Below are 17,178 nucleotides of genomic sequence, written 5' to 3' on the forward strand. Positions count from 1 at the left end.
GGAAGCAAATGGATTCATTTAAGTGGATAATCCCCGTTATCCTTACTATTTGTTATTTTAAAATATTAGGAATGGGAGTTCGGAAGTTAAATAATGTTAAACACAAAGTGGAAAAAAGAGCATTATTTATTTGTATGTTTATAATCCTAATATCGACAAGTGTATTATTGTTGCCAATAGGTTACGGTATTCATAAAAATTTTGCTTTTGGGGGTCTTATTGTAGCAGGCTTTTTAGGAGTTTTCTTAGCTTGGATAGGAGTAAATAAGTATATCTATCCACGACTTTATGAAAAATCAGTGGGAGTATTGGAGAAATTCTTAAAAACAATCATTTGATGGGTTATAAATTTTGTGTGTTAAAGTCATCCTATTTCATGACAAGCTTATCAAGTGCAAAAATCTTGAATTAAAGATTTTTTTCTATTAGCATGATAGCTAAGTTTAATTAGAAAGGATGGTTACTTTGACATATAAAAATTTATTTTCAAAAGCAGAAATCAAGGGCAATACATTTCATAATAGATTTATTGTTGCGCCGATGACAAGAATTAGTGCAGAACAAGATGGTTGTGTTAATGAGACCATGAGTAAGTATTATGAACGATTTGCAAAAGGTGGATTTGGTGCCATTATCTCAGAAGGGATTTATCTGGATGAGAGTTACAGTCAGGGCTATGATGATCAACCAGGACTTGTAAGAGAAGAACATGTACAAGAGTGGAAAAAAATAGTGGACGTTGTTCACAACCATAAATCCTTGATGATTGCTCAACTTATGCACGCTGGTGGCCAAAGTCAGGGGAATGCTTACACAAATGAAACGATTGCACCATCTGACATTCCTCCAAAGGGTGAACAATTAGGTTTCTATGGTGGATCAGGTCCATTCCAGACACCGAGAGCAATGTCGGTACAAGATATCAAACAAGTGAAAGATGCATTCGTTCAGAGTGCCGTGCGAGCGAAAGAGGCTGGATTTGATGGAGTAGAAATCCATGGAGCAAACGGGTACTTATTGGATCAATTTTTGACAGATTATATGAATCATCGAACGGACCAATATGGAGGCTCAAAAGAAAATCGCCTTCGAATTGTAATAGAAATCATAGAAGATATTCGAGAAGCAGTAGGCGCTGATTTTATGGTGGGAATTCGCATTTCTCAAATCAAGGTAGCTGATCCTAATCACAAATGGGGGGAAGGAGAAAGCGAGGCAGAATACATTTTCTCTCAACTAGGAGAGAGTTCTTTAGACTATATTCATGTTACCGATGGAGATGCAACAGCACCAGCATTCGGGCAGAATACTAAAACGTTGGCTCAGGCTGCCAAAGAGTTTGGTAAACTTCCTGTCATAGCGAATGGAAGTTTAGGTGATCCCCAAAAAGCGGAAACAATATTAGAAGAACATCAAGCTGATTTCGTTTCCATAGGGACAAGCGCTTTAGCTAATCCAGATCTTCCTAATAGAGTGAAAAAAGGAATAGGTCTAAACGAATTTGAATTCGAAAAAATTCTACTCCCTCAAGCAAAAGTAAAAGAATTAGAACTTCAAATGGAAATCATTCAATAAGATAGCAGGATATAAAGAGGGCCGAAGCAATTTATTTGTTTCGGCCCTTTTATGTTATTACATAGAACGTAAATAACCTGCTAGAACTTCCGCATTTTCCTCTATCTCTTCCTCCGACAATCTGTGGGATCCTTGTAGTGTAAAGGCAGGAAGGAATTTCATGCCTGTCAAGTTTGCTGTTGCTTGAAATGGCTTTGTTAATTCACTCATGCTAAAAAGATTATATCCTCCTGCTTGGTAGGCTGAAGCAGGGCCTCCTGTTGAAATGACTAGGAGAAATTCTTTGCCATGAAGCTTAGTTCCGTTAGTGCCGTATGCCCAACCATATTCCAACACAACATCTTGCCACTCCTTTAAAAGTGAGGGGCTACTGTACCAATAGAAAGGGAATTGAAAAACGATGCGATCGTGGTCGAGCAGAAGTTGTTGTTCATGCTTCACATCAATTTTTCCATCTGGATAGGATACGTAAAGGTTATGAACCGTTATGTTTTCCACGGTCATTAATTTCTGACTCCAAGCTTTATTAATTCTTGAGTTTTCAATCTTTGGGTGTGCCAAAAGGACAAGTGTTTTCATTATTTTTCATCTCCTATTATTTGTATATGCAAATGATAATACAAAAAAATTAATGATTTTCTAATATGATTTCAAGTTCTGTCCGGTTAGTGTTCATGTTATAAAATTCTTCAGCCACATGATCTGGTGAAAGGGAGGTGCCTTCCTTAACAAATCCGTTAACAGTAAGTAATCCCAAGTACGTTTCCTTTTGACTTAGTTCTTGTGCCAGACTGTAAGCCAAATTTCGAATACCTGCTTTCCCTACAGCCAAGGAAGCGTAGTCTGCATAAGGAGTCAAAGCCAACCCTCCACCAGTGAACAGAATGGTACCATTCTCCATGTGGGGTAGGACCTCTTTGACAGAAACTAAGGCTCCTGCCACACTAATTTTGAAATCGTTTATTAAATCTTCTGTTTTAAGAGTTGTTGGTTTTCCTGGAGTACCGGCTGCAGCATTGTAAAGGAGTACATCAATCTTTCCTAAGGTATTGATCACTTCATGGATGGCTGTTTGAAGCGAATCTTCTTCAGAAACATCACCTTTAAATCCTTTTGCCTCTATGTTCATTGATTTCAGTTCTTCTGTGTATTGATTTAATGCCTCTTCACGGCGTGCAATCATCGCAATTTTATACCCTTCGCGGCCGAACTTCTTTGCTGTGCTTAAGCTTATTCCAGGGCCTGCTCCAACAATCAACATCACTTTATTATTCATGTATATCCTCCTCAAAAATGTTATTTGTATATGCAAATGAAAATCTAAAAAAATTTATATTTTTTTTTCTATTTTATTGCTGGCTTCATGCAAGGTTTTACTTAGATCCAAGCTGAACTCACGCCCTAATATCTCGGAGTAATTCTTAAAAAGCTCTTTAAGGGAAAGTCGGAATTCAGTGTAAACATCTTCGCCTTTTTCGGTCAAAGTTATAAAACTTTGTTTTCCTTCCATTCTTCTGGTTGCTAGTTTTAATTTCTCTAATTTATCAATAAAACGAGTACTGGTGGAAGGAGCGATAGATAATGTATGACAAAGCTCTTTCTGTGAGATCCCTGGATTGTATTTTACAATCATCATCATATACAGATAAGAAGGGGATAGTTCATCAAAATCGAATGTTTTCTCCGTCAATTTTGTCATATTACGTGCAAATCGATTGGCCGTAAAATACAAACAATGAATGAGCAGCTCTTCTTCTTCTCGCATAATCTTCAGTCCTTTGATTTCATTTGCATATACAAATTAACACACTTTTGAGTAGAAAAGCAACTGTTTCGTGTTAAAAAAAGGATGAATAGCTGAAATCATTCAATAAAAGGAGTTATGCTGCGGATTACTAGGTTTTAAGACGCGATAAAGACCTCTTCTACATAAAAGGCAATACAAACAGGTCATGATTAGTCTAATAAAGACTTCTAGGAAGTGAAAAATGAAGAAGAAAGGTCATTAGAAGTGCTATAAAGACTTCAGGAACGTGAAATAACGGTAAGTGAAGTCTTTATAAAGCCTTTAAAGACCTCTGCCCCTTAAATTAGTGGAACTAGAGGCCTTTACTCTTGCAATAAACTGCACGAACCCACATCTTTCACACATCCAAGTAAGAATGGGCCGCCGTGCCTGTCCCTACACCCCACTACCAAAGCGTGCTCTTCTTTGGTTTTACATGTTGGATGAAAATAAAGACAAGTACGCCGATAATAACTGCCATAGCACTTGATATATAGAGACTTGTGAGTAGATGTTTCTTCATGATCACAGACATAATTGGCGGACCTGCAGCGACTCCGATGAATCGAGAAGAACTATATAGGGAGGAGATGGTGCCCTTTTCTTCCTTCTCTACATTTTCGGTGATTATGGCATCAAGGGTGGGTAGCATGGCTCCAATGCTAATGCCAATAAAACTGGATATCGTAAGCAATATAAATATTTTTTCATTTACATAGCCAACAAAAACGATGGTTATGGCGATAACGCCAAGTGTGACCATCAAAATTCTTCTCATCAATTCAATATTTCCCTTAATTACTTTTCCGGTGATATAGGAAGAGGCGCACAGGGTGAACAAAGGAACCGCTAAATATAATCCCTTTTTAACACCGTGCAGGTCATGCGTTTTTTCAAGAATGTCGGATAAATAAAATAATAGGGCAAATAGGATCAACATCGCATAGACGCCAATGACAAAGGTGGTATAAAGCCATTTTCCTTCTTTTTGAAAGATTTTCTTTGTATTTTGAATGAAAATTTTTAGTGCGAGTGGCTTGTCCTTTTTCTTAGGTACTTTAATGAAAACAAGAACCATTAATATTGAAATTAAACTGAAAAAAGATATGGAAAAGAAAGGAAGGTACCACAGGACAGCTGCCAGAAGCGAACCCAATATTGGACTAAGAACCTTCCCAAATGTATTAGATGTCTCAATAACTCCCAAGCACGAACTGGTTTTCTCATCATCGTCCTGATACAAGTCGCCAACTAGTGGCAGGATAATCGGTGTTGCCCCTGCTGCACCAATACCTTGGATAATCCGTCCCATTATTATCCATGTGAAGGGGTCATCCATTTTCCAGGAAGCAAATCCAGAAATTAATCCTCCGATCAGTGCCAGCAATAAACTCGGCAAAATAATCATTTTCCTGCCAAACCGGTCTGATAAATAACCTGCAATAGGTATTAAGAAAATAGATGCAACAGAATAGGAAGTGATGATCATACTGGATTGAAAAGAGGAGATGTCCAATTCTTTTTCAAGCATTGGCAAAACAGGAATAAGCATGGAATTGCCAAGTGTCATTATAAGAGGGATGGAAGCCATGCTTATTATGCACCAAGCACTGACTTGTCCGATTTTCTTGTTTGTCACCTCTACCCCTCCATCGTCATGTCTACAATTAATAAGTACGATTACTTAAAGTTTAAAAGAAAACCCATCAATGGAATCAATTCTTCCACGCCACCAAGTGTGACTTTTGAAAGGAGATTGCGCGTTCGCAGAAATATATACCGCATCTCTTAAATGGATAAACGTAGCAATCATATCCTGTTTTTTCTTTTCCTCTTCTTCTTGCCGCTCACTGATATAGGCCTCTTTAAGATCAGTGAATTTTTTATGTAGAACGCGCGACAGGGTACTATTTTCTACACCACCTGCAGAATGAATGATTCCCTCGTAATAAGTGTGGGGACCAACCAGTGTTCCTGCTACTACTGTTCCATTAATGTTTAACGTGATACCAATTTCCACACCGTCTTTATCTGTTAGATCAAGCAGCATTTGCAACACTGCATCATCTGTGGATACGTTTTCCTCTTTTTTTGCCAAGTTAACCCCTCACTTTTTGTTTCTTTATCCATGTTGTCACGCACATATAGTTAGTATAGGTAAAGAGGGAGAGGTTATTCTGGAAGTTTGTGCAAGTGGACTTGTTCATTTCTACGCACTACGAGGAAAATTAATATCGTTCTCCTTTCCAATTAAAAATCCTTTTACTAGGTAACAATAAAAACATTATTTAGTTAAAGGGTGATTAACATGTCTTTACTTTCCGATGAAGCGATGCGGCCGCATGTAAGTAGTGAGTATGATATTTTGCGCAAGGTTATCCTTTGCAAACCTGAATTTATGACCATTCGAGAGGTTATTAATGAAACACAGGAAAAATTTAAGAATGAAGGCATTCATATTGAAATTGCCATGGCGCAGCATAAAAAATTTGTGGATAAATTGGAGGAACACGGAGTGGAAGTTATCCTCCTGCCTGCAATGAAAATGTTTCCGGAACAAGTTTTCACACGAGATATTGGTTTCACCCTTGGCAATATTCTTTTTGTTGCGGAAATGGCTAATAAAATAAGACAAGGGGAAGAAGATGTCTTGAAAAGCATGTTGGAACAACAAGAAATTTCTTATTTGAATTTAAAGGGGGATATGATTGAAGGCGGAGATGTCATCATCCATGGCAAGAAGGTGTATGTTGGTTTGAGCAACCGGACGAACGAGGAAGCAATCAAACATCTTCAAAGCTTCCTGCCACATTATGAAGTAATAAAGGTGCCTTTTAAAGAGAAATACTTACACCTAGATTGTGTGTTCAACATTATCTCACCGACAGAAGCACTGTACTATCCAGAAGCTTTTACACAGCAAGAGATAGACAATCTCTCGTCGCAGTTTGAATTAATCGAAGTAACAAAGGACGAACAGTTCACCCTTGGCACAAACGTACTAAGTATAGGCAATAAGAAAATTTTCAGCCTGCCGGTTAATCCTAAGGTGAACGCGGAACTCACGAAGAGAGGTTATGAAATAATAGAAGTCGACATTATTGAAATTATTAAATCCGGTGGATCTTTTCGTTGTTGCACGCTGCCCATACTTCGTGGGTAGAGGGGAGCTGGTGTTGCAGGGACAGGCACCTTGACCCACTTTTAATAGTGGCTCTCTGCGACCCCCGCATCCAAAAATGGAAAATGAATTCTTCGTATAGTACGTGATAGTTATTCTCCTATCCACTATAATGAAAAGAGGAGGTGATAACATGGAAAAACAAATTCTTGAGCTGCTTATCGGCCTGGATACAGAAGTTAAAGGTATGAGAGGAGATGTAAATGATTTAAAATCGGAAACAACCAGCTTAAGGTCAGAGATGACAGGCATGAAGACCGAAATGAGAAGCATTAAAACTGAAATGGGTAACATGAAATCAGAAATAGGAAATATGAAGACCGAAATGGGAGGCATGAAATCAGAAATAGGAAGCATGAAGACCGAAATAGGAGGCATGAAATCAGAAATAGGAAATATGAAGACCGAAATAGGAGGCATGAAATCAGAAATAGGAAATATGAAGACCGAAATAGGAGGCATGAAATCAGAAATAGGAAATATGAAGACCGAAATGGGAGGCATGAAATCAGAAATAGGAAATATGAAGACCGAAATGGGAGGCATGAAATCAGAAATAGGAAATATGAAGACCGAAATGGGAGGCATGAAAACAGAAATAAGAAGCATGAAGACGGAAATGCACGAACGTTTCAATACTGTTGAAGCAAAACTTGACGTATTGGCGGGCAGTTTGAGTTAACAAATGAACTAAGAATGAACGACTTCAATTTCATTGACAACAAGGTAAACAGACTTGAAAAAGAAATTTTTATCATGAAAAGTAAAAGTAAAAGGTAGGGTGGCTCCTGCATAACTCCTATAAATTCCTCTAAGTGTTTACTTCCACCTTAAATACCTCACAAAAAAACAATACTCAAAGTGAAAAGACGCTTCCCTCTCAGTAGGGAAGCGTCTTTTCCATTGCCCTATTCATTCTTAAACGCTGTCAACTTGCTTCCTGCGGACTTTCGCTCACGTTTTGGTGGCACTTCTTCAAAGTATCCCATATGCAAGAATCCAACAATTTTTTCACCAGGCTGTACACCTAGAATTTTATGGACTTTAGGATCGTATATATGAGGATTGGTTTTCCAGACAACGCCAAGCTTTTTCTCCCAGGCAAGCAGCTGGAAGTTTTGAATAAGCGAGCTGACCGCCCCGAAGTTCTCCTCCCATTGCTTTTGTCTCGGGTCTTCTTCCATCACCACAATTAAGATGGCAGCAGGTTGACTGAAATAACTCCTCCTGTTTTCCTGCATCTCGGGTGGGAATGTTTTTACAAGCTTTTCTACAAATCCTTGCTTTTCACTTGAAGACACAAAAATAAACCTCCAAGGTTCCCGAAGTCCATGGTTAGGTGCCCAGACAGCGTCGTCCAGTAACTCTAGTACCGTTTCCTGAGTAACTTCTTTTTCTGTATATCCAGCTTTTATAGAACGTCGCTCGCGAATGATTTGAGCTAAAGTTGATTTGTTTGTTTCCATGAGATTCATCCCCTCTTGAAGTTAATATATGAGTGTGATTATCATTCTCAATTATAGTATAGTCTATATCTTCTATTAATTCTATAACTATGTCGTGGGGAGAAAAGGTGTGTAGGCAAAAAATATGATCCCTTGCTTCTAAATAACAAGTAAATAACACTTTAACGTTGGAAGAGGTCGCGGTTCCCTCTACCCATCCCACCTTGTAACATTCTTTTAACTCTCCTGTAACAGATAATTCAAACCAGGTTTACTTTTACCCTTTAGTCTAGTTACGAATCCAACTTAGAAGGAGGAAACAGCATTGAAGAATGGCAGAAGGGAATTTGAAGCATACGATTCGTCTAAGAGAACTTTTTTGAAGTATTTTTTAGCAGGTTCAGCAGTGGTGGCAATGGAAACGACAGGGATTAGCAAATTGACTTCCTTTGTCTCCAATAAGGCGCTAGCAGCAGAAGGTGTGACGCCCTATAAAGGACTGCAACCTGTAGGGGAAGGCTTTCCTCAATCCGTTGCTTCAGGTGACCCAACATCTAGTGGAATGATGTTGTGGACAAGAGTGGAACCTTCCATAGAAGAGGGGCTTTCAACAGAAGAAATCACCAGCAATATCATCTACTATTTAGAAAATACAACTGCCAACAATGATGAGTCTCTGGCAGAGGCAATTGAACAAGGGAAATTTGTCATGTTTGAGGTAAGTACAACAAAGGATTTTTCTAGTGTAGCCCTCAAAGGTTTCTCTCCTATTTGGAAGGATCACGATAATGTGGTTCGTATCGATTTGGATGGGCAACTAAAACCAAATCAAACATACTACTACCGTTTTATTACGAAAAAAGGCTATGTAAGTAAAACAGGCGCATGTAAGACACTTCCTGTAGATAATAGCCAGGTTGCTTCTGCCAAGATTGGCTATGTTTCTTGTCAGGATTACACAAATGGATATTTTAATGCACTTGGTCATATGGCAGAAGAGGAAATGTTATTCTTTTTGCATCTAGGAGATTACATCTATGAATCTGTTGGAGATGCTGCCTACCAAGGGAATTTGAAAGATAGACGAATTAAGCTTCCAAGTGGACAAGCGAAAGCTTTTACCAAAGAGGACTATCGTAAGCTTTATCAGACGTATCGTGGAGATAAAGACTTACAGAAGTTGCATGAGCGTCATGGCATGGTGGCTACTTGGGATGATCATGAGTTTGCCAATGACACGTTTTATCCTGCGGTAGCACCGGACGATAATCCCGAGTCTGACCCAGCAAGAAGACTTATTGCCAATCAAGTCTGGTTTGAATACATGCCGGCACGTGTTCCTTATGACGGAACGAAGTCTTTTGAAGAATCCATTAAAATTTATCGCACCGTTACAATTGGTAACCTTGCAACGATTCTTTTAACAGATGAGCGACTTTATCGAGATGCACACCCGTGTGGGCAAGGGACATTAGATCGCTACATTTCAGGTGGATGTGAAGGCATTAATAATTCTGACCGTTCTATGCTCGGAAGCACCCAGCGCGAATGGTTCTTGAATGAATTAAAAAATGCAGGCGGAATCTGGAAAATTTGGGGCAATGAAGTGCAGATTACCCAGTTAAAATTACTAAATCGCTACATGAATTTAGATGCTTGGGATGGGTTTGCTTATGAAAGAGATGTTATTGCACAAACGGTCATGAACAATAAAATTGATAATTTTATAGCGCTCACAGGAGACTTCCATACTTTTGAAGCCTCTTACCTTCAATATAAATATGACAAAACAAGCGAAAAATACGGCGTAGAGTTAATGGTAGGTTCTGTAACGTCAAGTAACTTAAGAGAAACGCTCCGCAATGCATTAAACCAAGCACCGGATACGTCGGGACCAATTCCAATCGATGCTGCTTCAGAACTTATCGACATCGTGAAAGGTCGATTAAGCAAAGGAGCAACGATGACGGCTGAACTTTTATTTAAAGAAATTCAACAAATCGTTAAAGCAGAGAATCCGTGGATTGAGCTGTTTGACAGTACAACACACGGGTATGCACTGCTGGAATTGACTAACACCAAAGCTACGTGGACTGCTTATTCTGTGGACAACATTGAAACACCTAATGCTTCCAAATCATTGTTATGGCAATGTGAAGTACCAAACGGGGAAGCGAAAATTAATGTGACACAAGGACAAGGTTTAATCAAAAACTAATAAGGAGGACGATCACATGCTACAAAATATTGGTATTCCTGGACTAATTATTATTCTTGTTATTACCTTGCTTATTTTCGGACCGACCAAGCTCCCTGAAATCGGGCGCTCATTCGGCGTCACCCTTCGTGAATTTAAAAAAGGAACAAAAGATTTAATGAAAGATGACAACGAATCAGTAGACGCAGACAAAAAGGTAGAAGAGAAGGCGTTGTAAATAAATGAGTGGGCTATCTCTTTCTGTGGATAGCCCTTCTTTTTTTAACATACAAAAAGGAGGATGTTTTGTGGAACAGACTTTTTTTCTCACACATATGGCAGAATTAAGAAAAAGGTTGCTTATGATCCTTTTTATATACGTTTCTATCTTTCTAGTCAGCTTCTTCCAAGTGGGAAGAATTTACAAATGGATCATGAAGGGGGCGGAAGTAGAATTAACGGTGCTCGGTCCATCCGAAATAATCTGGGTTTACTTTATGCTTGCCAGTATTTGCGCATTGGCAGCGGTCATCCCTTTTGCGGCATATCAGTTATGGGTTTTCATCAAGCCGGCTCTTAAGCCTGACGAACGAAAGTCAACTGCCCTCTTTATACCTGTTTTATTTCTCTTGTTTGTGGCAGGCTTAACTTTTGGCTATTTTGTTGTGTTCCCAAAGGTATTCGGTTTCGTAGTTGCTCTATCAGAAGGTATGTTCCAAACTATGTTCACCGCGGAAAAATATTTTCGCTTTTTGTTCCAGATTACCATTCCCTTAGGTCTGATATTTGAAATGCCGGCTATTGTCTGGTTTTTAACAAAGCTTGGTATCTTGACCCCAATGATGATGACAAAATATCGTAAGTACGTGTACCTGGCAATGGTAATTATCTCCGCCATGATAACACCACCAGACTTACTATCCCAAGTGTTTGTTCTTATTCCTTTAGTACTTTTATACGAATCTAGTATTTTGTTATGTGGATGGGTATATGATTCGAAGGGACAGGTACATCGACCCGAAAAAACAACAACCATCAGTTAGAATGCTGTGGGACGATTCGTTTACTTCTTTGACAAGGAAGCAAAAGGATCGTCTTTTTTTATGGAAATTGAAACAAATTTCCATCCTGTTCGTAATAATATATACCAGAAGAAAGGGGACTCATTCATGTCAAAAAACATCTACATAATCAGGCATTGTGAAGCCAAAGGGCAACCACCGGAATCACCCCTTACAGAAAAGGGAATGAAACAAGCGCAAGAATTAGCGAAGTACTTCTCCAACTTACAAATAGATCGCATCATCACAAGCCCCTTTTTACGCGCTATCCAAACGATAGAACCGCTTGCTAAAAAAAGTGAGATAAACATAGAAATAGATGAACGCTTAGCAGAACGTACACTTAGTTCCGGCGATTTACCAGACTGGCTTGAAAAGTTGGAAGAAACCTATGAAGATTTAGAACTGAAATTCGAAGGCGGCGAATCAAGTAGAGAGGCGATGGAAAGGATTGTCCAAGTGGTAGAAGAAGCTCATGAATCTGACGGGGAAACCATCATTATTGTGACACACGGAAATATCATGTCCTTGCTGATTAGGTATTACCAACCTAGTTTTGGATTTGAAGACTGGATGAATCTTGGGAACCCCGATGTGTATAGGCTGAGTTGGGTTGAGGGGCAAGGCATGGTGGCTCGAGTATAGTGTCAGAGATGTTTCTCTGTAGAAAGGGTGATGAAAATTAATAAATCTGTTGAAATAACGTTAATCCATATATTGTAAGGTGGATTGGCGGTGGAGTGGCCACCACCTCACCCCCGCTCTAACACCTTCACAAGCATCCCATGAACCACTTCATGATCCCGCGAATCATGCAGGCGATAGCCTTCTCCAGGCAGCGTGTACCATTCTTCGGCACCTACATAAGTAATGGCAAGCGAAAGAACTCCATCTTCATCACACGACGTTCGTAGTTCAAGTTCACCACTGATGACACCAACCTCGGCAGTCATGACGCCGTGTGATGCAGTAAAAATAGAAGATAGTTTTTCCATAGGTAGATCTCCTCTCTTAAAAACGAGGCTGCAAAGTACTTAACCTGCAGCCTCCATCAATTTTTTAGTAAGAACAGCTGTTAAGCATTGTTTGTAATGCTGATTTTTCTGATGACTGAAGACTCAAGTCCCAGCGGTATTTCGTATTAATCCACCATTTAGCATATGCGCAGCGGGCTCCGGTACGAGGTGGTTGCCATGTAGATGGATCCTGGTCCCCTTTGGAACGATTAACGCTTGCTGTTACGGCAATTAGCTGTGGTCCGTTAAGGTCATTGGCAAAAGCGCGTCGCTGATCGGTTGTCCAGCTATTAGCACCGGAACGCCAAGCTTCGGCCAACGGGACAACATGATCGATATCAATGTCAGACGGGGAGTATACAACAACGCCATCAAAATAACTATACCATTTACCAGAAGAGACAGGACAATTACCGCTGTAATAGTCGGCATCGCGTTGAAGGACGATTTGGCGAGTGTCGCAACCATTGCCTTGGCTGCTCCAATGCGGGAAATGATCTCGTGAATAACCTGACATAGATCCTTCCGATTTTACAGTCAACGAGTTTAATTGCGTTTGAGCTTCAGACTTGGACGGTGTTCCAGGGGGAAGTGCCGAGACAGATTGCGGGTCAAGCTGTAAAGCTGAGAACGACAGAATAAAGGCAAAAACAACCAACATGGACTTCTTCAGCATAGAAATGCCTCCTACTATAAAATTTTTATATTAAATTCTCATGGTTGGACGAGAATCTAATAGATTATGTATCTACCAGAAATAATAATATAAAAAAGTGTCCTAATAAGTTAAAATATTGTAAATGTTAAGAAAAGGTACTCTTTTCCTGCTCCCTATGAACCATGAAGGGAGGAGAAGCGCCGAGGGGACAGGTCCGTTGACCCGGAAGAATAGGTTTCTATTTTTTAGCGGGGCGCGCTGCTCTACCCCCCATTTCCAGATACCGCTGCGAAATCCCACAGATTTGTTAAGAAATTAAGTGTCGGATGGGTAGCTGACCCTGTCCTGACAACCCCTAGGAGGAGACCGATGCTGAAACGACGACACGGAGACCGCTCTGATTGGAAGCGAATTTTAAAACGGAAGTACACACAGAAATTTTTGGATACAGATGGCTTCAGAGGGTATGTTACCTTACTTCATATACATAAAGTTATTGCTCCTTTAACTGTTAACTATGAAAAAAAGAGCATCTGCATTGTGGATGATGGCTATATGTGGCTTCAGCACTTTCCATGCAATGAACATTACTCTTTAACCACTATGTTTGATGCGAATGGGGAAATCGTACAATGGTATATCGATATTACGAATGAGAACGGAGTAGAAAACAACCTTCCTTACACGGATGACCTGTTTTTAGACATTATTCTTCTTTCATCAGGAGAAGTAATTCAAAAAGATGCAGATGAGCTGGAAGAAGCATACACCAACGGTACAATAAATCAGGTCCAATACCAACTGGCATGGACAGAAGCAAACAAGATTAATCAACAAATTGAAAACAATGAATTTCAGTTAATGGAACTGGCAAAATCCCACTTGAAGATTTTATTGGAGGAATAGATGGATATAGCTATCAGGCAAGAAAGGCAAGAAGATTATTTGAATACAGAACATGTAGTGAAACGTGCTTTTGAACAGGCAGAATATAGCGATCAAAAGGAACACTTCCTTGTTCAGCGACTTAGAAAATCGGAAGCGTTTATACCAGAACTTTCTTTGGTTGCAGTAGATGAAAACAAGGAGATAGTCGGCCATATCCTGTTGACTAGGATAAAAATAGTAGATCAGAATGAAGAGAATGCATCTCTTGCTCTAGCTCCTGTTTCAGTTGCCACAGCGTATCAAAGGAAGGGTGTTGGGAGTACCCTCATTCGTGAAGCTATTCAAAAAGCAAGTGAACTTGGGTATACCTCCATCATTGTCCTGGGACATAAAGATTACTATCCTAAATTCGGCTTCAAACGTGCTGATCTATGGGACATTTCTGCACCTTTCCCTGTGGCATCAGACTCTTTCATGGCACTTGAGTTAGAAGAAGGTGCCCTTCAACATGTAAAAGGAATGGTTGTTTATCCAAAGGAATTCATGGAGTGAAAAATTTTGTCAATAGAGGTGTAAACCGTGCTAACTAACGAACAACTACAAGAAATCAAAGAACTCCAATCCGTTTGTGAAAAAGAAGGCGGGTTCGAGCTGAAACTAAATGAAGATATGCTGGAAACCCGCGACAAAAACAGCACAGAAGACTTCTTTCATTATGAAGATGGGCACCTTATCGGCTTTCTTGGCTGTTACGGATTTGGGAATAAAATAGAGATGACTGGTATGATTCATCCTGATTATCGAAGAAAAGGGATTTTCACAAAATTATTTACGGAAGCAATGACTGAGGTGAAAAAACGAGAGATCTCGACCGTCTTGCTAAATGCGCCTAGCTCCTCAAAAAGTGCAAAAGAGTTTCTAAAAAGTATTCCTTGTACATTCGAAGTGGCGGAGTACCAAATGAAATGGGAAACAGGGGAATTGATAGATGATCCAGCTGTAAACATTAGACCATCTGCTTCCCAAGATGATTTTGATGCGGAAATTAAACTGGAAGTGTCCTGCTTTGGTTTTACAGAACAAGAAGCGCTGAGCTTTAATCAACGAATGAAAGAACTCAATAGCGAGGACATGTTCATCATTGAAGCGGAAGGTCGAACTGCAGGGAAAATCCGTGTATCCGAAACAAACGGGGAAGCGTGGATCTATGGTTTTGCTGTATCTCCAGAGCTACAAGGTAAAGGAATTGGACGGAAAGCTTTATCTAAAGTGGTGAAAATGAAGACAGAAAAAGGGCTGCCTGTCTTTTTGGAAGTAGAAGCGAGGAATGCACATGCTCTGAAACTCTATGAATCTTGTGGATTTAGGAGTTATCATTCGCAGGATTACTATAAGTATGGGAGTTAGAACAGGCTTTAGGAAAGAATTAAGGGTATTCGAGGTTCATAAATGGGGAGAATATATCCGCAAATCTTGGGAAAATAGTTTCGCCGGCCATTTGTCTAAAGAAGAAAAGAATGCTATTTACCTAGAAAGTTTCTTATGGCATTTATGCAGTTGGAAAGCGGTACCGTGCTCTACTAAAGAGGAAGCTGTTAGGCTTTTTCATGCAAAACAAAAGGATAAGTGTTTGATTTTTTATCAGTACGTGGATACAGTTTATTTAGTAGAAAGCGGGCGTGGTTTAGATGTCAAGGATCTACCTTATGATCCATTTCATATGTTCTATGGTGATATATATGTCATGGATTGGGACAAAAAGTGGACATTCATCATGACGCACGAAGGAGAGTGCGGTCCATATTTTATTGATTCTTAATCATTGCTTCAAGGCACGAGGAGGATACATATGATAAAACGACTCACGATCATAAGTCTTATAGCATGCACATGCATCCTAGGAACGTACGCATACAGCAGCAAATTTTATTTACCGAACCTGCCAATAGAATCTGTAAGTAAAAAGGAAGTTGTGCAATCTATCAATAAAGCTTCAGATCCCGTCGTAAAAATTGCAAACGAGGATGAGCATGATTGGTTTATAACACGAGCAGATCAAGGAGAATACAGGGAAACCCTTAAAGAAATGATAGGTGACCAAGGATGGGAGTTTGTGACCCAAGACGGCAGTGGGTACTTTTTTGAAAAAGGTGACGAGAAGCTGATTGTTACCACCAAAATGTGGACAGGGAAATATGTGATGGTGAAGGTGCCTCAAGATTGGGAAGAGTGATGGAGGTCAAGGTAGGTGTAATTAATGGATAACCTCGATGGATTTGCCGATATTCCAGTTGGGAAAATCATTAGCTATGAGCATTTTATTTATTATTTAGAGCAAGGAAGGGAAATCGAGTTTACATATAAGGATCAGCTGTATTTCATCGATAATGCTAGAAAAGGAAGAGCATTGTGGCGGGGACACACCCAGTTATCTGAATATAGTACAGGAGGCAATCACGCTTTATTAGAATCTACTAAAATAAATGGTGACAGTTTGGCTGCCCTAACAAAAAATAAGAAGTTGATAATCTCTACAATTTTCTAAGGATATTGGTAGGAGAACGCATAAAAAATAGTCTTATTAATGAGCGATTGTGCCTGTCTCCTTAACCTAAAAAAGAAAGGAGACCAATAATGGGAAAATTACTGTTCCTCTTTATCATCGGGACAATTGGTATGACCCTCCGTTTTTTCATTATAGGCGAGTTTGAATTGGATCAGATATTTATTCTATTTTTGTTTCCAATTGGAGCTTTCGTGCTTTGGTTTGTACATAAATGGATGGTAAGCAGAGATGTGAACTATATACCTTCAAGTACAGATGAAACCTGGAATACGAACATGGGTGAACGGTATTCGAACGGCGTGAAACAACTTTATAAAGGAAAGGAGAAAGTTGCGGTGTATCGCCGTTTCTACCAACATCGTTGGCAGCTTTGGGTCAATGAAGTGGTGGAAGGGGACGGTAACTGGTATATGAATCTTTCTTTTGAGTTTGCTGCAGAAGGTAAAGTCGAAATTGTGGAGGGACGAAGCAGTATATTTAAAAATAACACCAATTGGATAATCGTGCGTGATGGCGAGCCGGTTGGAAAAGTGAAAACTGAATTTTCCATAAAGAATGCTGCAAAGCTTAAAGAAGCGTTAACTATAGAAATAGACGATAAAGTGATATACTATCAATCTTTTGGAATCGGGTCTCCAACAGACGTGCTGATAGATGACCATGTGGTCGCAAAAGGAAAACGGTCTGAAGTGTTAAGATCAAAATATCATTTCGAATTAGTCGATGATGAGTATGAAAAACTGGAAGAGGTGTTAGTAATGGGCTTTATTTTATTTAATTATGTTCATAAACAGTAGGAGGGAGA

23 protein-coding genes are annotated in these 17,178 nt (G+C 39.5%); 15 read left to right on the plus strand and 8 right to left on the minus strand.

Features of this window, described 5'->3' with window-relative positions:
* Window positions 1–8 precede the first annotated feature (8 nt).
* Complete coding sequence (locus AAV98_RS03170; RefSeq protein WP_060664112.1) at window positions 9–338, plus strand: hypothetical protein; 330 nt, start codon at window positions 9–11, stop codon at window positions 336–338.
* Window positions 339–456: 118 nt separating this feature from the next.
* Complete coding sequence (locus AAV98_RS03175; RefSeq protein ID WP_060664113.1) at window positions 457–1,575, plus strand: oxidoreductase; 1,119 nt, start codon at window positions 457–459, stop codon at window positions 1,573–1,575.
* A gap of 57 nt (window positions 1,576–1,632) precedes the next feature.
* Here the strand turns inward: AAV98_RS03175 and AAV98_RS03180 are convergent, their stop codons facing one another.
* The 5 genes from AAV98_RS03180 to gvpU all read right to left on the minus strand — a co-directional run bounded on the left by AAV98_RS03180 (window position 1,633) and on the right by gvpU (window position 5,459).
* Window positions 1,633–2,154: an NAD(P)H-dependent oxidoreductase gene (locus AAV98_RS03180; protein ID WP_060664114.1), complete on the minus strand. Its 522-nt coding sequence runs from the start codon at window positions 2,152–2,154 to the stop codon at window positions 1,633–1,635.
* 49 nt (window positions 2,155–2,203) lie between these two features.
* The gene (locus AAV98_RS03185) at window positions 2,204–2,851 is read right to left on the minus strand and encodes an SDR family NAD(P)-dependent oxidoreductase (RefSeq protein ID WP_060664115.1); all 648 of its coding nucleotides are present in this window, start codon (window positions 2,849–2,851) and stop codon (window positions 2,204–2,206) included.
* Between the two features lie 54 nt (window positions 2,852–2,905).
* The gene (locus AAV98_RS03190) at window positions 2,906–3,340 is read right to left on the minus strand and encodes a MarR family winged helix-turn-helix transcriptional regulator (protein WP_060664116.1); all 435 of its coding nucleotides are present in this window, start codon (window positions 3,338–3,340) and stop codon (window positions 2,906–2,908) included.
* Between the two features lie 427 nt (window positions 3,341–3,767).
* Window positions 3,768–4,952: an MFS transporter gene (locus tag AAV98_RS03195; RefSeq protein WP_060664380.1), complete on the minus strand. Its 1,185-nt coding sequence runs from the start codon at window positions 4,950–4,952 to the stop codon at window positions 3,768–3,770.
* A 93-nt stretch (window positions 4,953–5,045) separates the two neighbouring features.
* Window positions 5,046–5,459, minus strand: a complete 414-nt coding sequence (gene gvpU / locus AAV98_RS03200; protein WP_060664117.1) for a gas vesicle accessory protein GvpU — start codon at window positions 5,457–5,459, stop codon at window positions 5,046–5,048.
* Window positions 5,460–5,669: 210 nt separating this feature from the next.
* Between gvpU and AAV98_RS03205 the strand changes: the two genes are divergently transcribed.
* Together AAV98_RS03205 and AAV98_RS03210 are read left to right on the plus strand one after the other, a co-directional pair.
* On the plus strand, window positions 5,670–6,524 hold the full coding sequence (locus tag AAV98_RS03205; protein ID WP_060664118.1) for a dimethylarginine dimethylaminohydrolase family protein: 855 nt from the start codon (window positions 5,670–5,672) through the stop codon (window positions 6,522–6,524).
* A 151-nt stretch (window positions 6,525–6,675) separates the two neighbouring features.
* Complete coding sequence (locus AAV98_RS03210; RefSeq protein WP_060664119.1) at window positions 6,676–7,224, plus strand: DUF1640 domain-containing protein; 549 nt, start codon at window positions 6,676–6,678, stop codon at window positions 7,222–7,224.
* 226 nt (window positions 7,225–7,450) lie between these two features.
* Here AAV98_RS03210 and AAV98_RS03215 read toward each other — a convergent pair whose 3' ends face one another.
* Window positions 7,451–8,008, minus strand: a complete 558-nt coding sequence (locus AAV98_RS03215; protein ID WP_060664120.1) for a nitroreductase family protein — start codon at window positions 8,006–8,008, stop codon at window positions 7,451–7,453.
* A gap of 304 nt (window positions 8,009–8,312) precedes the next feature.
* Between AAV98_RS03215 and AAV98_RS03220 the strand changes: the two genes are divergently transcribed.
* The 4 genes from AAV98_RS03220 to AAV98_RS03235 all read left to right on the plus strand — a co-directional run bounded on the left by AAV98_RS03220 (window position 8,313) and on the right by AAV98_RS03235 (window position 11,890).
* Window positions 8,313–10,205, plus strand: coding sequence for an alkaline phosphatase D family protein (locus tag AAV98_RS03220; RefSeq protein ID WP_060664121.1), 1,893 nt, complete (start codon window positions 8,313–8,315; stop codon window positions 10,203–10,205).
* A gap of 16 nt (window positions 10,206–10,221) precedes the next feature.
* Entirely contained in the window at window positions 10,222–10,422 is a 201-nt protein-coding gene (gene tatA, locus AAV98_RS03225) for a twin-arginine translocase TatA/TatE family subunit (RefSeq protein WP_060664122.1), read from the plus strand.
* A gap of 70 nt (window positions 10,423–10,492) precedes the next feature.
* Window positions 10,493–11,227 (plus strand): twin-arginine translocase subunit TatC, encoded by a 735-nt coding sequence (gene tatC / locus AAV98_RS03230; RefSeq protein ID WP_231687682.1) that lies wholly within the window; start codon window positions 10,493–10,495, stop codon window positions 11,225–11,227.
* A 126-nt stretch (window positions 11,228–11,353) separates the two neighbouring features.
* Window positions 11,354–11,890 (plus strand): histidine phosphatase family protein, encoded by a 537-nt coding sequence (locus tag AAV98_RS03235; RefSeq protein WP_060664123.1) that lies wholly within the window; start codon window positions 11,354–11,356, stop codon window positions 11,888–11,890.
* Window positions 11,891–11,997: 107 nt separating this feature from the next.
* On the opposite strand, the gene AAV98_RS03240 is transcribed toward AAV98_RS03235, so the two are convergent.
* Both AAV98_RS03240 and AAV98_RS03245 read right to left on the minus strand, forming a co-directional pair.
* A complete protein-coding gene (locus tag AAV98_RS03240) occupies window positions 11,998–12,240 on the minus strand; it encodes a hypothetical protein (protein ID WP_060664124.1) in 243 nt (80 codons plus the stop codon).
* 64 nt (window positions 12,241–12,304) lie between these two features.
* Window positions 12,305–12,937 (minus strand): HNH endonuclease family protein, encoded by a 633-nt coding sequence (locus AAV98_RS03245; protein WP_060664125.1) that lies wholly within the window; start codon window positions 12,935–12,937, stop codon window positions 12,305–12,307.
* Between the two features lie 351 nt (window positions 12,938–13,288).
* Between AAV98_RS03245 and AAV98_RS03250 the strand changes: the two genes are divergently transcribed.
* The 7 genes from AAV98_RS03250 to AAV98_RS03280 all read left to right on the plus strand — a co-directional run bounded on the left by AAV98_RS03250 (window position 13,289) and on the right by AAV98_RS03280 (window position 17,170).
* Window positions 13,289–13,825, plus strand: coding sequence for a DUF402 domain-containing protein (locus AAV98_RS03250; protein ID WP_060664126.1), 537 nt, complete (start codon window positions 13,289–13,291; stop codon window positions 13,823–13,825).
* Entirely contained in the window at window positions 13,826–14,359 is a 534-nt protein-coding gene (locus AAV98_RS03255) for a GNAT family N-acetyltransferase (protein ID WP_060664127.1), read from the plus strand.
* Between the two features lie 27 nt (window positions 14,360–14,386).
* Window positions 14,387–15,214, plus strand: a complete 828-nt coding sequence (locus AAV98_RS03260) for a GNAT family N-acetyltransferase (RefSeq protein ID WP_060664128.1) — start codon at window positions 14,387–14,389, stop codon at window positions 15,212–15,214.
* Window positions 15,204–15,626: a DUF4275 family protein gene (locus tag AAV98_RS03265; protein ID WP_060664129.1), complete on the plus strand. Its 423-nt coding sequence runs from the start codon at window positions 15,204–15,206 to the stop codon at window positions 15,624–15,626. Before AAV98_RS03260 ends, AAV98_RS03265 begins: the two co-directional genes overlap by 11 nt.
* 30 nt (window positions 15,627–15,656) lie before the next feature.
* Window positions 15,657–16,040 (plus strand): hypothetical protein, encoded by a 384-nt coding sequence (locus AAV98_RS03270; RefSeq protein ID WP_060664130.1) that lies wholly within the window; start codon window positions 15,657–15,659, stop codon window positions 16,038–16,040.
* A 24-nt stretch (window positions 16,041–16,064) separates the two neighbouring features.
* On the plus strand, window positions 16,065–16,352 hold the full coding sequence (locus AAV98_RS03275; RefSeq protein ID WP_060664131.1) for a hypothetical protein: 288 nt from the start codon (window positions 16,065–16,067) through the stop codon (window positions 16,350–16,352).
* A gap of 89 nt (window positions 16,353–16,441) precedes the next feature.
* Complete coding sequence (locus AAV98_RS03280) at window positions 16,442–17,170, plus strand: hypothetical protein (RefSeq protein ID WP_060664132.1); 729 nt, start codon at window positions 16,442–16,444, stop codon at window positions 17,168–17,170.
* The last annotated feature ends 8 nt before the right edge of the window (window positions 17,171–17,178 follow it).

This window comes from Bacillus sp. CHD6a, assembly GCF_001293645.1.
Lineage (GTDB): Bacteria > Bacillota > Bacilli > Bacillales > Bacillaceae_I > Sutcliffiella_A.

Coding starts and splice junctions, on each gene's coding strand:
- AAV98_RS03265 (WP_060664129.1), top strand. CDS start 15,204: ATGGGAGTTAGAACAGGCTTTAGGAAAGAATTAAGGGTATTCGAGGTT.
- AAV98_RS03280 (WP_060664132.1), top strand. CDS start 16,442: ATGGGAAAATTACTGTTCCTCTTTATCATCGGGACAATTGGTATGACC.
- AAV98_RS03250 (WP_060664126.1), top strand. CDS start 13,289: ATGCTGAAACGACGACACGGAGACCGCTCTGATTGGAAGCGAATTTTA.
- AAV98_RS03195 (WP_060664380.1), bottom strand. CDS start 4,952: ATGGCTTCCATCCCTCTTATAATGACACTTGGCAATTCCATGCTTATT.
- AAV98_RS03270 (WP_060664130.1), top strand. CDS start 15,657: ATGATAAAACGACTCACGATCATAAGTCTTATAGCATGCACATGCATC.
- AAV98_RS03185 (WP_060664115.1), bottom strand. CDS start 2,851: ATGAATAATAAAGTGATGTTGATTGTTGGAGCAGGCCCTGGAATAAGC.
- AAV98_RS03210 (WP_060664119.1), top strand. CDS start 6,676: ATGGAAAAACAAATTCTTGAGCTGCTTATCGGCCTGGATACAGAAGTT.
- AAV98_RS03215 (WP_060664120.1), bottom strand. CDS start 8,008: ATGGAAACAAACAAATCAACTTTAGCTCAAATCATTCGCGAGCGACGT.
- AAV98_RS03235 (WP_060664123.1), top strand. CDS start 11,354: ATGTCAAAAAACATCTACATAATCAGGCATTGTGAAGCCAAAGGGCAA.
- AAV98_RS03275 (WP_060664131.1), top strand. CDS start 16,065: ATGGATAACCTCGATGGATTTGCCGATATTCCAGTTGGGAAAATCATT.
- AAV98_RS03175 (WP_060664113.1), top strand. CDS start 457: ATGGTTACTTTGACATATAAAAATTTATTTTCAAAAGCAGAAATCAAG.
- AAV98_RS03245 (WP_060664125.1), bottom strand. CDS start 12,937: ATGCTGAAGAAGTCCATGTTGGTTGTTTTTGCCTTTATTCTGTCGTTC.
- AAV98_RS03240 (WP_060664124.1), bottom strand. CDS start 12,240: ATGGAAAAACTATCTTCTATTTTTACTGCATCACACGGCGTCATGACT.
- AAV98_RS03255 (WP_060664127.1), top strand. CDS start 13,826: ATGGATATAGCTATCAGGCAAGAAAGGCAAGAAGATTATTTGAATACA.
- AAV98_RS03180 (WP_060664114.1), bottom strand. CDS start 2,154: ATGAAAACACTTGTCCTTTTGGCACACCCAAAGATTGAAAACTCAAGA.
- tatA (WP_060664122.1), top strand. CDS start 10,222: ATGCTACAAAATATTGGTATTCCTGGACTAATTATTATTCTTGTTATT.
- AAV98_RS03190 (WP_060664116.1), bottom strand. CDS start 3,340: ATGCGAGAAGAAGAAGAGCTGCTCATTCATTGTTTGTATTTTACGGCC.
- AAV98_RS03205 (WP_060664118.1), top strand. CDS start 5,670: ATGTCTTTACTTTCCGATGAAGCGATGCGGCCGCATGTAAGTAGTGAG.
- AAV98_RS03170 (WP_060664112.1), top strand. CDS start 9: ATGGATTCATTTAAGTGGATAATCCCCGTTATCCTTACTATTTGTTAT.